Source organism: Kitasatospora sp. NPDC101176, from assembly GCF_044768035.1.
Taxonomy (GTDB): domain Bacteria; phylum Actinomycetota; class Actinomycetes; order Streptomycetales; family Streptomycetaceae; genus Kitasatospora.
This window is the reverse complement of record NZ_JBIWPA010000027.1, coordinates 38372-53434: the sequence shown is the minus strand read 5'-3', so window position 1 is coordinate 53434 and position 15063 is coordinate 38372. Positions and strand designations below refer to the sequence as shown.

Below are 15063 nucleotides of genomic sequence, written 5' to 3'. Positions count from 1 at the left end.
GGTGTGTTGCGAGGGAAGGCTCGTCCGTCCCCTGGCCCCCGGAGCCGGTCGGGGCAGGGGACGGACGGCGGTGATCGGCACGGGCCGGACGAACGGCACCCGGCCCGTGCCCGCGGCCGGCGGCGAGCGGGGTAGTGGCTCGGTCCTACCGGACGGCGGCGGCGACCGCGACAGCGCCGATCCGCGGCCGGCTATGCGGCGGGCGGTCGTGGTGGCGTGTCGAGCGGTGCATGCCCTCCATCAAAGCCTCCCCCCGATGCCGGGGGCAAGCTCGTTCACCCTCCCTGACGAAGCCCTGACGCGCGGTCGACGCGTCGTTGATGCTCAGGCTCCTGGACCCGGGGTTCTGCGAAAGTCCAGGGCTTCCGACCCGGTACGACGCGTGATCCAATGAGCCCATGGGGGACAGGCCTGCTCGGCGGCCTGCCCGGTCCCTTCAAGGGACGTGGGGGTGGCCATCTCAGCATGACCCTCCGCCACCCTTACGAGGAACGGAAGCTGACCTTCGACCGGCACGCCGAGTGGTACAAGTCGACGCACGTCCTGCTCCTGGCCGAGCTGATGACGCAGACGGTCGCTGCCGGCGACGCTCACCGGCTCGGCGACGCCGACTGGCTTGAATGGGCGGTCGGGCGCTTGGAGCTCGTGACGTCCTGGCCGATCGGCAGCCAGCCGGCGGCAGTGGTGCGAGCGGCCCTGAAGGACTGACCAGCTCTCGTCAGGAGGGCAAGCGATCATTCATCGTGCATCTCGAATAGCACAGCGGTGACCAACCGCAGGAGCGAGATCGCCAAGGTTCCGTCAGCAAGAGCCCTGTCGCTGCCAGGCTTTCGTCAACAAGCCGACACCTGTCGGCCGCGGTCTGCCGTACTGGACGGATGTCCGTCACCGTTCCGCCCATCACCGACTGGTTCACCCCCGAACAGCCCGGCGCGAGTGTCCTGCCCGGCCACGTCGGACGGAGTGCCCACGGCGGCTGGTGGGCGGACGACCCCGACACCGTCCGGGCACTCCTGGTGCACTGTGGGCCGGAACGGCTGCTGCACGGAGATCCCGGACATCTGGACCCGAGCGTCCTCGCCCGCTACGGGCGCGGGCAGTTCCACGCCCCGGACCGCTTCCTTCCCCTGTTGGGGCGCACCTTCAGTCACATCACCCCGTGGATCCGCGTGCTGCACGTCCACACGGAGCAGGCTCGGCCGGTCTCCCGCAACACCGCAGCCTGGGTACGCCCGCTGAACTCCGCCGACGAGACCCACCTCGACCGGTTCGCCCGCCGCGCCTTCTCCGCAAACCGCCCGGGGCTCCCGCACTGGGTCGCCGAGACCTGGGGCGGCCATCGCGCGCTCGCGGCGAGCGGCTTCGCCTGGGGTGCGTTCCTCGGGCCGTACCTGGCCTCGCTTGCCTGCGGCTACCTCGCCGGACGGAACCACCTGGACATCGCGGTGGCGACCGACCCGGCGTTCCAACGGCTCGACCTCGCACTCGCCTGCGTCCGTGCCGCCACGACCGCCGCCCGCGCCCAAGGCCTCGTTCCGACCTGGTCGGCGCCGCGGAGCAACCACGCCAGCCGGGCCCTCGCCGGAGCTGCGGGCTTCCGGCCCGTGCGACAGGAGGTGGTGTACTGGGCCGGCCCGGCCGCCACTCCTTGACGAACACGTGCCCGATGGGACGTCAGGGAGCTGTCAAGGAAGCGGCGCCGCACGCCAAGTCGCCGTCAAGGCGGGCATGTCGTGTGAAGATCCGGTGCTTCGCTGTCCGGCGTTCCCCCGTCGTTCCCCGAACCGCCGCCCCTCTCCCGGGCGGCCCGGAAGGTCCCCGAGACGATGCGCCGTTCGGCCCTCACCCCACCGGACACCACCCCCGACCAGCAGAACTGGTTCCGCCGCCCGGACCCCGTACCCGAGGAGCCGCCGCAGCACGCAAGCCACCGGCCCACCGGCCCGAAGGGGCGCCGTCGGCTCATCACCCGACGGCAGCTGTCCGAGGCCCTGCCCGCCGCCGCCCGCAAGCTCCACCCGCGCATGATGATGCGCAACCCGGTGATGCTGGTGGTCGAGACCGGCTCCGCCCTCACCACCATCAGCGCTGTCATCCACCCCAGCGTGTTCGCCTGGGTCATCAGCTTCTGGCTCTGGCTGACCGTGCTGTTCGCCAACCTCGCCGAGGCCGTCGCCGAGGCACGCGGCAAGGCCCAGGCCGACTCACTGCGCCGAGCGCAGGCCGGGACGACGGCCCGGCGGCTGCTGCACTGGCGGGTCGGCACCCGCGACCACCGCCACGAGGTCATCCCCGCCGAACAGTTGCTGCTGCACGACATCGTCCTCGTATCCGCCGGTGAAGTGATCCCGCAGGACGGCGAGGTGGTCGAGGGGGTCGCCACCGTCGACGAATCGGCGATCACCGGGGAGTCCGCACCCGTCATCCGGGAGTCCGGCGGCGACCGCACCGGCGTCACCGGCGGCACGAAGGTGCTCTCGGACCACCTCGTCGTCCGGGTCACCTCCCGGCCCGGGCAGAGCTTCGTCGACCGGATGATCGCCCTGGTCGAGGGCGCGAACCGGCAGAAGACCCCGAACGAGATCGCGCTCAACATCCTGCTCGCCTCGCTCACCATCGTCTTCCTGCTGTCCGTGGTCTCGCTCCAGCCGATGGCCATCTACGCGAACGCGCCCCAGACCACCATCGTGCTGGTCGCGTTGATGGTCGCGCTGATCCCGACCACGATCGGCGCTCTGCTCTCCGCGATCGGCATCGCCGGGATGGACCGCCTGGTGCAGCGCAACGTGGTCGCCCTCTCCGGCCGCGCGGTGGAGGCCGCCGGGGACGTCGACGTGCTGCTGCTCGACAAGACCGGCACCATCACCCACGGCAACCGCCGGGCGGTTGCCCTGCACCCGCTGCCCGGCGCGACCACCGAACAGCTCGCCGAGGCCGCCCAGTTGGCCTCCGTCGCGGACGAGACCCCGGAAGGGCGCTCACTCGTCGAGCTGACCAACCGTCAGTACTGGGTGCCGCGCCGCTCCCCAGGTGAACTCGGCGAGCAGCAGCCCGTCCCGTTCACCGCGCACAGCCGGATGAGCGGCGTCGACCTCGCCTGGCCCGACGGCAGCACCTGCCTGATCCGCAAGGGCGCCGCGAGCGCCGTCGCCCGCTGGGTGGTGGACTCCGGCGGACGGCTCCCGATCGAGGCCAAGCCGCTGGTCGACCGCATCGCCGAAGCCGGCGGCACCCCGCTGCTGGTCGCCGTCCACGACCGGCACGGCGCCCGCGCACTCGGCGTCGTCGAGCTCAAGGACGTGGTCAAGGAGGGCATCGCCGAACGCTTCGCCGAACTGCGCCGCATGGGCATCCGCACGGTGATGGTGACCGGCGACAACCCGCTCACCGCCAAGGCCATCGCCACCGAAGCCGGCGTCGACGACTACCTCGCCGAAGCCACCCCCGAGGACAAGCTCGCCCACCTGCGCCGCGAGCAGGCCGCCGGCAACATGGTCGCGATGACCGGCGACGGCACCAACGACGCCCCCGCCCTCGCCCAGGCCGACGTCGGCGTCGCCATGAACTCCGGCACCCCCGCCGCCAAGGAGGCCGGCAACATGGTCGACCTCGACTCCAACCCCGCCAAACTGATCGACATCATCCGGGTCGGCAAACAGCTCCTCATCACCCGCGGAGCGTTGACCACCTTCTCGATCACCAACGACGTCGCCAAGTTCTTCGCGATCATCCCCGCGATGTTCGCGACCGCCTACCCCGGACTGCACCACCTCAACATCATGGAACTGCACAGCCCCACTTCGGCGATCGCCTCCGCGATCATCTTCAACGCCCTGATCATCGTCGCGCTGATCCCGCTCGCCCTGCGCGGTGTCCGCTACCAGCCCGCCTCCGCCACCGACCTCCTGCGCCGCAACCTGCGCGTCTACGGCCTCGGCGGGCTCATCCTGCCCTTCCTCGGCATCAAGGCCATCGACCTGCTCATCCAGTTCGTCCCCGGCCTCGGATAGCGGACCCGCCCGCCGCCTCCGGAACGACACCGAGGCGGCGGGCGGGCATCAACCGACGCGACGCCCGGCCCCGTCGCCCGCCGAAAGGCGCTCGACGCGGATCGCCCGGCGCGGCAACGCAGCGGGCAGGGAGAGCAGCAAGGCAGCGGCAGTGAAGAGGACGAAGTGCTCGCTCTCGATCTCCACGCCGGACCAGCCGAGCTCGGCATGGCGGTGCTCGACGAAGGCGTTGCAACACACCCACGCCGCCAGGCCGACCAGCGGCGCGGCCAGGGGCCGGGAGCAGGCTCCGGCCAGCGCGGCCAGTGCGATGTACGCGATGTACGGGAACCAGCCGGCGTGGAGCTCGCCCAGCCGGCCGAGGCCGAGCGCGAGTGCGCCCCCGGCGACCAGGGCCACGGTGACCGACACCGCGATCGGCAAGCGGTCGAGGACGGGGTGGTACCGACGGCCGCCGGGGCGGGCGGAGTACATGCGCATCGTCCTGTCCCAGCTTCGCCGCGAGTTCGTTCGAGGCCAGCAAACCGACGGGCCCACGGCCCCTCGCCCCGCGTTGACGAGATCCTTACGCCGACGCCCGGATTCACAACGCGATCTTGACGCCCCGGATCGCCGACCGGTCCGCGCCATCGGATCAGGCCACCGCGCGGACCAGGCTGATCACGTAGGCGGTACCGCCGCCCGGTGCCTCCTCGACGGCCAGCTCGCCGTTCATCGCCTCCACGAAGCCCCGTGCCACCTCTGGCCCCGCCCCCTCCCGACCGACGGTCTCGCCGCCGTGGACGGTGACCCGGACGTCCACCCGCCCGGCCACCGGGCCGGCGTCGACCGCCACCGGCCCTGCTCCCGCCGCTCCCAGGGCCAGGAGGTCCGCGAACGCCCGCTCCAGGAGCCCGGGATCGGCGAGCACCCGCGGCAGCTCCGACCCCAGGTCGACCCGCACGCCGGGCAACCCCTCGGCTGCGGCCCGCACCACCTCGGCTACCGCCGTCGGCCGCAGCACCACCGGCATCACCCCGGCTCGCAGCCGGCTCAGGTCCAGCAGGTTGGCGATCAGCCGCTCCATCCGTTCCACCTCGCTGCCGATCCGCCGCCCGTTCGGGTCCGGCATCCGCTCGGCCGCCCGACGCACCGCCGCCAGCGGCGCGCGCAGGTCGTGTCCGACGGCTTCCAGCAGCGCGGTGTGCAGCGCGTCGGCGTGCGCGAGCACCTCGGCCGCCGATGCCTGCGCGAACAGGCGTTCCCGCTCCCGGGCCAGCTTCAGCTGGGTGACGTACGGACCGAGCAGCCGGGTGTCCTCCTCGGTGAGCGGCGTACCCCGCAGGACGAGGACCGCCTCGTCCCCCAGGTCGACGGAGAACGACGCCTCGTCGGGCAGCAGCGGCACCTCCGCCCCGGCCGAAGCCGCCGGTTGCCAGAGCGCGCCCGTACGAACGAGTACGGCAGCCGCGTCCAGCCCGAAGACCTGCCGCAGCTCCGCCACCAGATCGGAGGACACCCGTGCCCCCGATTCCACCGTCTCGCCCGCCAGCCTGGTGAGAACGGCCGCCTCCGCGCGCGCCCGGTCCGCCTGCTGCGAGCGACGCGTCAGACCGTCGATCAGATGGGAGATCACCCCCGCCACCGCGAGGAAGACCAGCAGCGCCGCGACGTCAGCACCCTGTTCCACCGTCAGGCTGTACCAGGGCGTGGTGAAGAAGTAGTCCGCCGCCAGCGCCCCGGCCGCCGTACTGCCCGCGGCCGGCAGCAGCCCGCCCAGCCGGGCCGTCCCCGCCACCACCAGCAGCAGGCACAGCAGCACGCCGGACAGGCCGAGCGAGTCGCGCAGCGGCGACAGCGCCCAGGCCAGGGCGACCGCCCCGGCCGACCCGAGCAGCCACGCCAGTCGGCGCCGCCGGACCGGGACCAGCGCCGGGCGGCGCCTGCGGGGCGCGGGCGGCACCGTCAGCAGTCCCGGCTCCGGCGGCGGCAGCACACGCACGTCGATCGGGCCGGCCAGCCGGATCACCCGGTTGATCACCGAACCGGAGACCAGCTCGCGCAGCCTGCTCCGGCTGGTGGGCCCGAGCAGGAGCTGCGTGGCGCTCTCCGAGCGGGCGAAGTCCACCAGCGTCCGGGCCACGTCGTCGCCGCTCACCTCCACGTAGGTGCCGCGCAGCTCCCGGAGCAGCTCCCGCTGCGGCACCAGGCCCGGCGGCTCGCGCTCGACCGTGCCGTCGTCCAGGCGGACGTGCACGCCGATGAGGTCCCCGTGCACCCGGGTCGCCGTGCGGGCGCCCCGGCGGATCAGGTGCTCGCCCTGCGGGGCGCCGTTGAGGGCGACCATGATCCGTTCCTTGGTCTCCCAGGGCGCCCGGATGCCGTGCCGGGCGCGGTAGTCGGCGAGCTCCTCCTCCACCCGGTCCGCGAGCCAGAGCAGCGCCAGCTCTCGCAGCGCGCCGAGGTTGCCGGCCCGGAAGTAGTGGTCGAGCGCCACGTCGATGCGGTCCGGCGGGTAGACCTCGCCCTGCGCCATCCGCGCCCGCAGCGCGTCCGGGCTCAGGTCGACCAGCTCGATCCGGTCGGCGGCGCGGACCACCTCGTCGGGGATGGTCTCCCGCTGGGCGACGCCGGTGATCTGCTCGACGACGTCGTTCAGGCTCTCCAGGTGCTGGATGTTGAGCGTCGTCGCCACGTCGATGCCGGCGTCCAGCAGTTCCCGCACGTCCTGCCAGCGCTTCGTGTTCCGCCCGCCGGGCACGTTGGTGTGCGCGAGCTCGTCCACCAGGGCGAGGGCCGGGCGGCGCGCCAGCAGTGTGTCCAGGTCGAGCTCGGTCAGCTTCACGCCCCGGTACGACACTGGCCGCCGGGGAAGCACCGGCAGGTCCCTCAGCTGCTTCTCCGTCCCGTGCCGTCCGTACGTCTCGACCAGGCCGACCACCACGTCCAGCCCCTCACCGCGGAGCCGCCGCCCCTCCCGGAGCATGGCGTACGTTTTCCCGACCCCCGGCGCCGCTCCCAGGAACACCCGCAGCTTGCCGGTCACCGCCGTCCCGCCGCCTCTCTCCGCTTTCAGGTCCATGCTCCGCCCCTTTGTCGACAGAGGCTCTACCCGACGTGGACGCGCGGGCGCCGGGAGGGGTCCGGCTCCGCTTCGCGCAACACCTCGCGGGTGACGGGGGCGACCTCGCCCTGGCCGAACAGGAAGAAGCGCAGGAAGTGGCCGACCGGGCCGCCCTCGGTCCACTCGAAGTAGATGTGCGGGATCTGCCCGGTGCGGTCCCGGATCGTCAGCAGCAGGGCCGCCAGGGCGTTGGGGACGCTGGTGCTCTCCAGCGACAGCACCCGGTACCGGTCGTGCAGCACCTCGCCGTGCACGTCGAGCACCGACTCGAACTCCGACGGGTCGCGAACCGTCACCTCGACGAAGACCAGGTCCAGGTCGGCCGGGATGTCGTGGTGCGCCCGGATCTCCCGCTTCTTCTCCTGGTACTCCGCCAGCGCGCGGTCGTTCGGCTCGTTGGCGATCAACCGCATCGGCCGGTAGGTGTAGTCGCGGACGAACCGCTCGGCGGCCTCGTCCAGCACCACGTGGGTCACGCGCAGTTCGAAGGCCCGCTTGAGCCGGGACAGGAGGGAGACGAGGACGATCCCGCCGATGAAGCAGGCGCCGATCTTGACGCCGTCGGGCCGTTCGGCGATGTTCGCGCCCGTCGTGTACAGGAACACCGCCGCGATCACGGCGAAGCCGATGGTCCAGTTCCGCTGCCGGGCCTTGTGGGCGGCGATGGTGACGGCGATCGCGGCCGAGGAGATCAGTACCAGCACACCCGTCGCGTACGCGCCGCTCTGGGCGTCCACGTTCGCGTCGAAGAGCCATGTCACCAGGAACCCGATCAGGGTCAGCACGATCACCATCGGCCGCACGGCCCGCGCCCAGTGCGGCGCCATGCCGTACCGCGGCAGGTAGCGCGGCAGCAGGTTGAGCATCCCGGCCATCGCCGACGCCCCGGCGAACCAGAGGATCGCGATGGTCGAGATGTCGTAGACGCTGCCGAAGGCGCTGCCCAGGTTCTCATGGGCCAGATAGGCCAGGGCACGGCCGTTGGCCGGCCCGCCCGCCTCGAACGCCGCCTTGGGAATCAGCACGGTGGTGATGAAGCTCGTCGTGATCAGGAACGCGCTCATGATCAGCGCGGCGGTGGTGAGCAGCTTGCGGGCGCCCCGGATCCGGCCGGTCGGCCTCTCCTCGGTATCCTCCGGATCACCCTCGATGTGCGGCATCACCGCGACGCCGGTCTCGAAGCCGGACAGACCCAGTGCGAGCTTCGGGAAGACGACCAGCGCGACGCCGATCATCGCGATCGCGTTGCCGTGCTCGGCGGTCAGCGCGTCCGTCCAGTCCGTCACGACGTCCGGGTTCTGCAGCACGTGCCAGAACCCGTTCACCACCACGACGACGTTGAGCGCGAGGTAGACCCCGACCAGGAACACCGCCAGGCCGATCGCCTCGCTGAACCCCTTGAGGAAGACGCCGCCGAGCAGCGCGACCAGCAGCAGGGTGATCAGCATCTGCTTGCCGGACAGCGCACTGTGCAGACTCGGGTTCTCCACCAGGTGCGCGGTCGCGTCCGCCGCCGACAGGGTGATGGTGATCATGAAATCGGTGGCCGCGAAGCCGAGCAGCGCGAGGACGAACAGCTTCCCCTGCCAGAACGACAGCAGCCGCTCGAGCATCGCGATGGAGCCCTCGCCGTGCGGGCTCTCCTGCGCCACCCGCCGGTACACGGGCAGCGCACCGAACAGTGTCACGATCACCAGCACGACCGTCGCCACCGGCGACAGCAGCCCGGCCGCGAGGGCGGCGATGCCGGGCTGGTAGCCGAGCGTCGAGAAGTAGTCCAGGCCGGTCAGGCACATCACCCGCCACCAGCGCTGGCCCTTGTGCTCGACCGGCGCCTCCGCGTGCGGCCCCGGGTACTGCTTCGCCATGTCGGACAGGCCCTCCAGCAGCCACGCCCGAAACCTCGTCCGCCGCGTCGACGCAGCCGCACCCGACGAACTCACCCTGCGCCCCTGTCCTCGTCCCCGAACCCGGCGCCACCGAGGCGGCGGCAGGGCGAAACGCTATGTGGCCAGCCGCTTCGCTCCCGGCAACCGCCCGCACGATGTCGCCCCATTGGTCCAGTGGCCACCCAGCACACCGACAACCTGACGGGCCATCGGCAACGTCAGCACCGAGTCGGCATTGGTCCGACTAGGGTGCGTCCAGTCGACGTCGGGGCAGGCCCGGACGGCCCAGCGTGCGACCACCCGCCGGGCCACGGGACTCAGCCGTACGGGGCGTCCTGCGGCGTCTGCGGCTCGGGCGTACGCGTGGGGCCACTGAGTCACCGGGTCCGTGAAGCCGACGGCGACCTTGGCGGCGCCCTGGATCATGTCGGTGAGCTTGGCCGCGAGGCGGCGTCGGGCGTCCGAGGCCGGGCAGGCCGGGGTTCCGCTTGGTATGGCGGGCATGCGATACTCCGTGCTTCGTAGGAGCGTGCGCGGCGGTCCTCGTGCGAAGAAGTCCCGCTGCGCGCGTGGTTGTGAACGGCGCCTTCCGGGGCGCCGGGCCCGGCGTCCGGAGTTGGTAGCTCCAGGACGCCGGTCTCATTTCAGGGCTCGACCAGCCAGTCCTCCGTGCCGACCTCCCCTTCGCCCGCCGCCGGTGTCCGTGGCGGGAGCAGCACCATAGGGGCACAGCTTCGACAGATCCAGCCCGTTCCCGGGCCCTCGGTGCGCCCGGCCATGAGGGCGAGCACCTTGTCACTCACCGTGAGTCCGGGTTCCGCGCCATGCCCCCACGTCAAGGGAAATTCGGGCACCAAACGATCTCCGACCCAGCTGAACGTTCATTATGTGATTCCTCATCAAACGGACCCGGCGAGTCCGTGGCGCGATGAATACATTAGGTAGCGGGCCGCTTTTCGGTCAATAAATTCGGGCGTCTACGCGGGTAGGAGCCGCGCATTTTCGGAGACTGAGAAACGATCTTCCCTACCCTCGAAGCCAGGGATCTGCCAGCAAAGAACCCAGTCGCCACAGGCTCCGACCTTGGATGCTGACCGTGAGCAGGCAGCTGATTTCGGCAACTCAGCGTGACGTGATGAATACCACGTGCCATACTCTGTAGGGCTGTACCCCTATATGCGCGGACGAAATAGCCGTTCCCGGCGACGGGTATATTCGCTGTCCGGGGTCGTCACCGAGGGCCCCGGGAAAGCACATAAAATATCTAGGATTGAACAACATGCGCGCAATAGCCGTGCGGGAGTTCGGCGGCCCCGAGGTTCTGGAGCCGACCGAGATGCCCGAGCCGGAGCTCCGCCCCGGCTACCTCCGCCTTCGGACCCGGCTGGCCGGCGTCAACTACGCAGACATCCATCTCCGCGAGGGCACGTACCCGGCTCCCATGCCCGCCCCGTTCATCCCCGGCAACGAAGTACTCGGCGTCGCCGAGGACGGCCGCCGATACGTCGCCCTCAGCCGCGGCGGTGGCTACGCCGAGACGACGCTCGTCCACCGCAAGCTCAGCTTCGAGGTCCCGGACGGCGTCGCCGACCACGACGCCGTCGCCCTTACGCTGCAGGGCAACACGGCCTGGCACCTGCTCTTCACCGACCTGCGTGTGACCGCCGAGGACACCCTCCTCGTCCCGGCCGCCGCCGGCGGTGTCGGCTCGCTCGCCGTCCAGCTCGCCAAGCACGTCGGCGCGAAGGTCGTCGCGATGGCCTCCAGCGAGGAGAAGCGCCGAACGGCTCTCGGTCTGGGCGCGGACGCCGTCGTCGACTCCTCCACCACCGACGGCCTCACCGAACGGATCGTCGATGCCGCAGGCGGCCCCGTGTCCGCCGCCCTGGAGATGACCGGCGGCGACGTCTTCCACGCCACCCTCGCCGCCCTCACCCCCCGCGGCAGGATGTCCGTCTTCGGAGCCGTCACCGGAGTCGAGGGGCTCGTGCCCATCACCAGCCTGCTCGCCGGGTCGAAGGCCGTGAGCGGCTTCTGGCTCCCGAACCTCTACCCCTCGCGCACGCACCTCAAGGACTCGATGTCCGCGCTGTTCGCCGCGGTCGCCGACGGCTGGCTCAAGCCGCTGAACGGTCCGGTCTACAAGCTCGGGCAGGCCCGCCAGGCCCACCATGACCTCGCCGCACGCCTCACCACCGGCAAGGTCGTCCTTGACGTCGACTTCTGATCGACTGCTCACCCGCCTGTCTCGCATGCCCTCGTCCGACGGGTTATCGCGGAACACCGCCCTCACGCCGCCGAGCGGCGGCACGACCCACTCGGAACCACCCATGAAGATCAGCACCACGTCCGCGATCGCCGCCGTACCGGAACAACGGCAGAACGACGCGCCGAGCAAGCCACCCTCCTCCCTCGCGGCCCGCGCCTTCGCCGTCCAGCAGGCCTTCACCCGCCTGCCCGGCGACGTTCACTCGCTGCGCGCCATCGCAAACGCCGCCGGCCTCGACGACGCCACCACCCACCGCATCCTGCAGACCGGCGTCAGCGACGGCGTCTTCGAGCAGGTCAGCCGCGGTCGCTACCGCCTCGGCACCGGTACCGCCCGCGCCGGCGTCCAGGCCATGGCGCACTCACCCGGCGCCGCCTCAACCCACGGCGTCCTCGAACGCCTCCACCAGGCCACTGGCGGACTCGCCCTGCTCTACGTCCTCGCCCCCTTCGGCGGCGCGAAGCGGCTCTGTACCGACTACGTCATCGGCGACATGGACCCAGCCGAAGTCGGTATGTCCGCCGCCGACGTCGTCTCCGTCTCCCGCTCCCTGCGCACCGGAGCCTCCGGCCGCGTCATCCTCGCGTATCTGCCCCAGACCATCCAGGACCTCGTCCTCGCCGAAGAGGTTCCACCCACCGCCGGGCCCGGTGTCATCCGCGACAACGACGCACTCGCCGCGACCCTCGACGAGATCCGACAGCTCGGTTTCGGCGTCGGCCGCCAGGAGTGCATGCCCGGATGGGACTCCGTCGCCGCGCCGGTCCTGTGGCACGACTCCATCATGGGCGCCGTGCTCCTGCTCAAGCGCTCCAGCGAGATGCCGGCCGACCTGCGCCCGTTGATCTACCACACCCGCAAGGCCGCCGAGTACATCAGCGAGCTGACCGCGCGCCCTCTCCCGGCCGCGATGTAGGCCAACGACTGGCCCTCGGGAAACCGTTGATTTCACCCGGTCGAACGGCTGGAGCTCAAAGGCGGTCGCAGGGTGTTCAGATGACGGCCCGGTGCTCTGCGAACCAGGGAGCGCCGGGCCGTGTCCCACCGCATGGGACGGCGGGTACCTTCGCGGTACAGCGACGCACCAAGAAGGGATTCATCATGGCGCAGTCACGCGACACTGCCACGCCTCCGTCCACGTATCGGGGCCTGATCCTGGACTTCGCCGGGGTCCTGACCACGGATGCGCTTGAGGTGCACCGGGAGTGGTGTGTCCGTGAGGGACTCGACTCCGAGGCGTGGCGGCGCACACTGAACACGCACCCCGTGGTCCGGCAGCTGTACGTCGACCTTGAGCGGGGAGCACTGAGCCAGGCGGAGTGGAACCGGCAGGCGGCACCGTACCTCGGGCTGAGCGATCACGAGAATCTGATGGGCCGGGCGTGGGCCGACGTCCGGCCGGCGGTCGAGATGGTGGCTCTCGCCAAGGCCGCCCGCGAAACCGGGTACATGGTTGCGATGCTGTCGAACAGCTTCGGCCTGGACCCGTTCGACCCGTACGCCGCCTGCGGGGTGTGGGAGCTGTTCGACGTGACGGTGGTGTCCGAGCGGGAGGGTCTCGCGAAGCCGGACCCTGCGATCTACCGCCTGACGCTCGATCGCATGGGGCTTCCCGGTGAAGCGTGCGTGTTCGTTGACGACCATCCGGTGAACCTTCCGCCGGCCGAGGAACTCGGGATCACGACGGTGCTCGCCGACGGGGAGCCCAGCACCACTGCCCGGGTGGCGGCCCTGCTCGGCATCGGTGCCCGTGTCTGAGTCACTTGCCGACTGGCCACGCCCCGCACGTCAACTGACGCACGGGGCGTGACCGTTCTCTGTCATACCCCCACCCTGCGGGGGTACCGTCCCGGGAAGGCCACAACCTGAGACGGAGTCAGCCTATGACCCTCTGGGCGGAACGCACCACGGCAGAACGAGTCAAGATCCTGCGCGGCAGAGCCGTGACACAGGAGGCCTTGGCAGAGAAGTCGGGGGTTTCCCTCGGCACGATCCGGAAGCTGGAACAGGGCGGCAACCTGTCGCTGCCATCGCTGCTGAAGGTGGCCGTCGGCCTCGGCACGGACGTGTCGGTGATCCTCGGTCAGCAATCTCCTCGGCGGGGCATGGAGCTGGACGAACGCGCCGCCCTCCGGGCGGTCTCGGCGGCCGTACACGACACCGGCCTCGGCATCGGCACCGACGTGGAGCCCGGCAGCCTGGACGACCTGCGGCACGCTGCGCGGCAGGCGGACGCCGCGTTCTGGAACGCCCGGTACGTGGAGCTCGGCGCGATCCTCTCCCGGCTGCTGCCCGAGGCGTGGGCCCTCTACGACGTCGCCGGGCCCGACCGGCGCGAAGCCGCCGGCGGGGTGCTGGCCGACGCCTTCCAGACCGCCGCCGTCATGGCCAACGTCCTCGGTGCCCGCGACCTCGGGTACACGGCGATCACCCACGGCCGCAACGTCGCAGAGCGAATCGGCGACGATTTGCGGTCGGCCCATCTGATGGCCTCGCTGTCGTGGATCTGTCTCCGGGACGGCCATACGGCCAAGGGCGTTCAGGTCGCGGAGCGCGCTGCGGCCAAGGTGGAACCGAGGATGTCCGACAGCGACCCTGACCGGCTCAGCGTGTACGGGCAACTCGTCACCAACGCGGCCGTCGCCGCCTCTCGCGGCGGCGCGAAGGCGGACACCGCCCGCGACTACCTGAGCCAGGCCCACGCGGTGGCCGCGCGGCTCGGACAGGAACATGCCCGCGGCCATCAAGGTCAGCCGTTCGGGCCGGCATATGCGGCCACCCAGGCCATGTCAGTGGCAATGGCACTCGGCGACACCTCCGCGGCACTGCGGCTGATCCAGACAACCCGTCTACACCCGGAGATGCCCTTGGCGACCAGGGCGCGGTTCCACCTGGACGTAGCGCTGACACGCACCGAGACGCGGCAGTGGGAGGCCGCCGCAGCGGCCTTGAAGGAAGCATGCCGGATGGCCCCGACATGGGTGCGGCACCAGGCACTTCCCGGCGTGATCACGGACCGGATCGCGGACGTGTCGGTGTCGATGGCGCGCAGTGTCGCGCAGGCCGCCGGCGTCCCACTGGTCATCAGATAGGGACTATGTCGGGACGTGGTGCCGCCGCAAGCAGCGGGAACGCGCCGCTACCACGGTCCGTGGCACCCTGCCGACGACGTCCCAACGGGTACCACGGAGCGTGGTAGTCGGCCCTCCGCGACTTCGGTTGCTACCACGCTCCGGGTCTTCACTGACGGTGATGAGACAGTGACAGTGGTCTGCATGACCAGCGATCACCAACGAACGGTCGGCTGCGTCCCCGTCGCGATCTACCTCTGCGCCGGCGACGCACCCGCCGCCGATCTTCTCGCGGCTCACGTCCGTGACTTCGCCGAAGCCCGTCAGTGGACCGTGGCCCTGCTCGCGGTGGACGTCGACGCCACGGAGCCCCTCATCGCTCGCCCCGGTTGGCAGACCGTCACCGACGCACTGTCGGAGCACATCGTCGCCGGAGTCGTCACCTGGACGCGCGGCATGGTCCACGACGACCCCATGGCCACCCCGCACCAGCAGACCGCCGTCTTCGACCGGCTGGCGACCGTCCTGCGCGAGCGCGGAGCGTTCCTCGCCGTTGCTACTCGCCCTGCTGCCCCCGCCGACGCGATTCCGCCTCGCCGCTCCCCGGGCGACCACTGGCGACGGCGAGAGCTCACGTCCTCGGCCGTCGGCCTGTTCACCCCACGCCGCGCTGCCGGACTCGGCTCCGACCCGAGGGCCACCGGATGCTGACCCCGACGGG

11 protein-coding genes are annotated in these 15063 nt (G+C 71.0%); 8 read left to right on the top strand and 3 right to left on the bottom strand.

The window, feature by feature from the left end; all coding sequences use genetic code 11:
- The first annotated feature begins 465 nt into the window (after positions 1-465).
- The 3 genes from ACIRS1_RS29255 (at position 466) to kdpB (ending at position 4010) form a co-directional block, all read left to right on the top strand.
- Complete coding sequence (locus ACIRS1_RS29255) at positions 466-708, top strand: hypothetical protein (RefSeq protein WP_402844985.1); 243 nt, start codon at positions 466-468, stop codon at positions 706-708.
- Between the two features lie 170 nt (positions 709-878).
- Entirely contained in the window at positions 879-1652 is a 774-nt protein-coding gene (locus ACIRS1_RS29250) for a GNAT family N-acetyltransferase (RefSeq protein ID WP_402844984.1), read from the top strand.
- Between the two features lie 174 nt (positions 1653-1826).
- Positions 1827-4010 carry a potassium-transporting ATPase subunit KdpB gene (kdpB, locus tag ACIRS1_RS29245; protein ID WP_402844982.1) on the top strand — a complete coding sequence of 728 codons (2184 nt, stop codon included), beginning with the start codon at positions 1827-1829 and terminating at the stop codon, positions 4008-4010.
- A gap of 48 nt (positions 4011-4058) precedes the next feature.
- On the opposite strand, the gene ACIRS1_RS29240 is transcribed toward kdpB, so the two are convergent.
- From ACIRS1_RS29240 to ACIRS1_RS29230, 3 genes are all read right to left on the bottom strand, one after another.
- Positions 4059-4490 carry a hypothetical protein gene (locus ACIRS1_RS29240; RefSeq protein WP_402844981.1) on the bottom strand — a complete coding sequence of 144 codons (432 nt, stop codon included), beginning with the start codon at positions 4488-4490 and terminating at the stop codon, positions 4059-4061.
- Positions 4491-4644: 154 nt separating this feature from the next.
- Positions 4645-7071 (bottom strand): DUF4118 domain-containing protein, encoded by a 2427-nt coding sequence (locus ACIRS1_RS29235; RefSeq protein ID WP_402844979.1) that lies wholly within the window; start codon positions 7069-7071, stop codon positions 4645-4647.
- Positions 7072-7097: 26 nt separating this feature from the next.
- A complete protein-coding gene (locus ACIRS1_RS29230; protein WP_402844977.1) occupies positions 7098-8981 on the bottom strand; it encodes an amino acid transporter in 1884 nt (627 codons plus the stop codon).
- Between the two features lie 1300 nt (positions 8982-10281).
- On the opposite strand from ACIRS1_RS29230, the gene ACIRS1_RS29225 reads away from it, so the two are divergent.
- From ACIRS1_RS29225 to ACIRS1_RS29205, 5 genes are all read left to right on the top strand, one after another.
- Complete coding sequence (locus ACIRS1_RS29225) at positions 10282-11229, top strand: zinc-binding alcohol dehydrogenase family protein (protein WP_402844976.1); 948 nt, start codon at positions 10282-10284, stop codon at positions 11227-11229.
- 103 nt (positions 11230-11332) lie between these two features.
- Positions 11333-12187 carry an IclR family transcriptional regulator gene (locus ACIRS1_RS29220; protein ID WP_402844975.1) on the top strand — a complete coding sequence of 285 codons (855 nt, stop codon included), beginning with the start codon at positions 11333-11335 and terminating at the stop codon, positions 12185-12187.
- A gap of 185 nt (positions 12188-12372) precedes the next feature.
- Positions 12373-13029, top strand: a complete 657-nt coding sequence (locus ACIRS1_RS29215; protein ID WP_402844974.1) for an HAD-IA family hydrolase — start codon at positions 12373-12375, stop codon at positions 13027-13029.
- Between the two features lie 125 nt (positions 13030-13154).
- Positions 13155-14363 carry a helix-turn-helix domain-containing protein gene (locus tag ACIRS1_RS29210; protein WP_402844973.1) on the top strand — a complete coding sequence of 403 codons (1209 nt, stop codon included), beginning with the start codon at positions 13155-13157 and terminating at the stop codon, positions 14361-14363.
- A gap of 183 nt (positions 14364-14546) precedes the next feature.
- Complete coding sequence (locus tag ACIRS1_RS29205) at positions 14547-15053, top strand: hypothetical protein (protein WP_402844971.1); 507 nt, start codon at positions 14547-14549, stop codon at positions 15051-15053.
- Positions 15054-15063 lie beyond the last annotated feature (10 nt).

Coding starts and splice junctions, on each gene's coding strand:
- ACIRS1_RS29230 (WP_402844977.1), bottom strand. CDS start 8,981: ATGGCGAAGCAGTACCCGGGGCCGCACGCGGAGGCGCCGGTCGAGCAC.
- ACIRS1_RS29235 (WP_402844979.1), bottom strand. CDS start 7,071: ATGGACCTGAAAGCGGAGAGAGGCGGCGGGACGGCGGTGACCGGCAAG.
- ACIRS1_RS29215 (WP_402844974.1), top strand. CDS start 12,373: ATGGCGCAGTCACGCGACACTGCCACGCCTCCGTCCACGTATCGGGGC.
- ACIRS1_RS29240 (WP_402844981.1), bottom strand. CDS start 4,490: ATGCGCATGTACTCCGCCCGCCCCGGCGGCCGTCGGTACCACCCCGTC.
- kdpB (WP_402844982.1), top strand. CDS start 1,827: ATGCGCCGTTCGGCCCTCACCCCACCGGACACCACCCCCGACCAGCAG.
- ACIRS1_RS29255 (WP_402844985.1), top strand. CDS start 466: ATGACCCTCCGCCACCCTTACGAGGAACGGAAGCTGACCTTCGACCGG.
- ACIRS1_RS29220 (WP_402844975.1), top strand. CDS start 11,333: ATGAAGATCAGCACCACGTCCGCGATCGCCGCCGTACCGGAACAACGG.
- ACIRS1_RS29225 (WP_402844976.1), top strand. CDS start 10,282: ATGCGCGCAATAGCCGTGCGGGAGTTCGGCGGCCCCGAGGTTCTGGAG.
- ACIRS1_RS29205 (WP_402844971.1), top strand. CDS start 14,547: ATGACCAGCGATCACCAACGAACGGTCGGCTGCGTCCCCGTCGCGATC.
- ACIRS1_RS29250 (WP_402844984.1), top strand. CDS start 879: ATGTCCGTCACCGTTCCGCCCATCACCGACTGGTTCACCCCCGAACAG.
- ACIRS1_RS29210 (WP_402844973.1), top strand. CDS start 13,155: ATGACCCTCTGGGCGGAACGCACCACGGCAGAACGAGTCAAGATCCTG.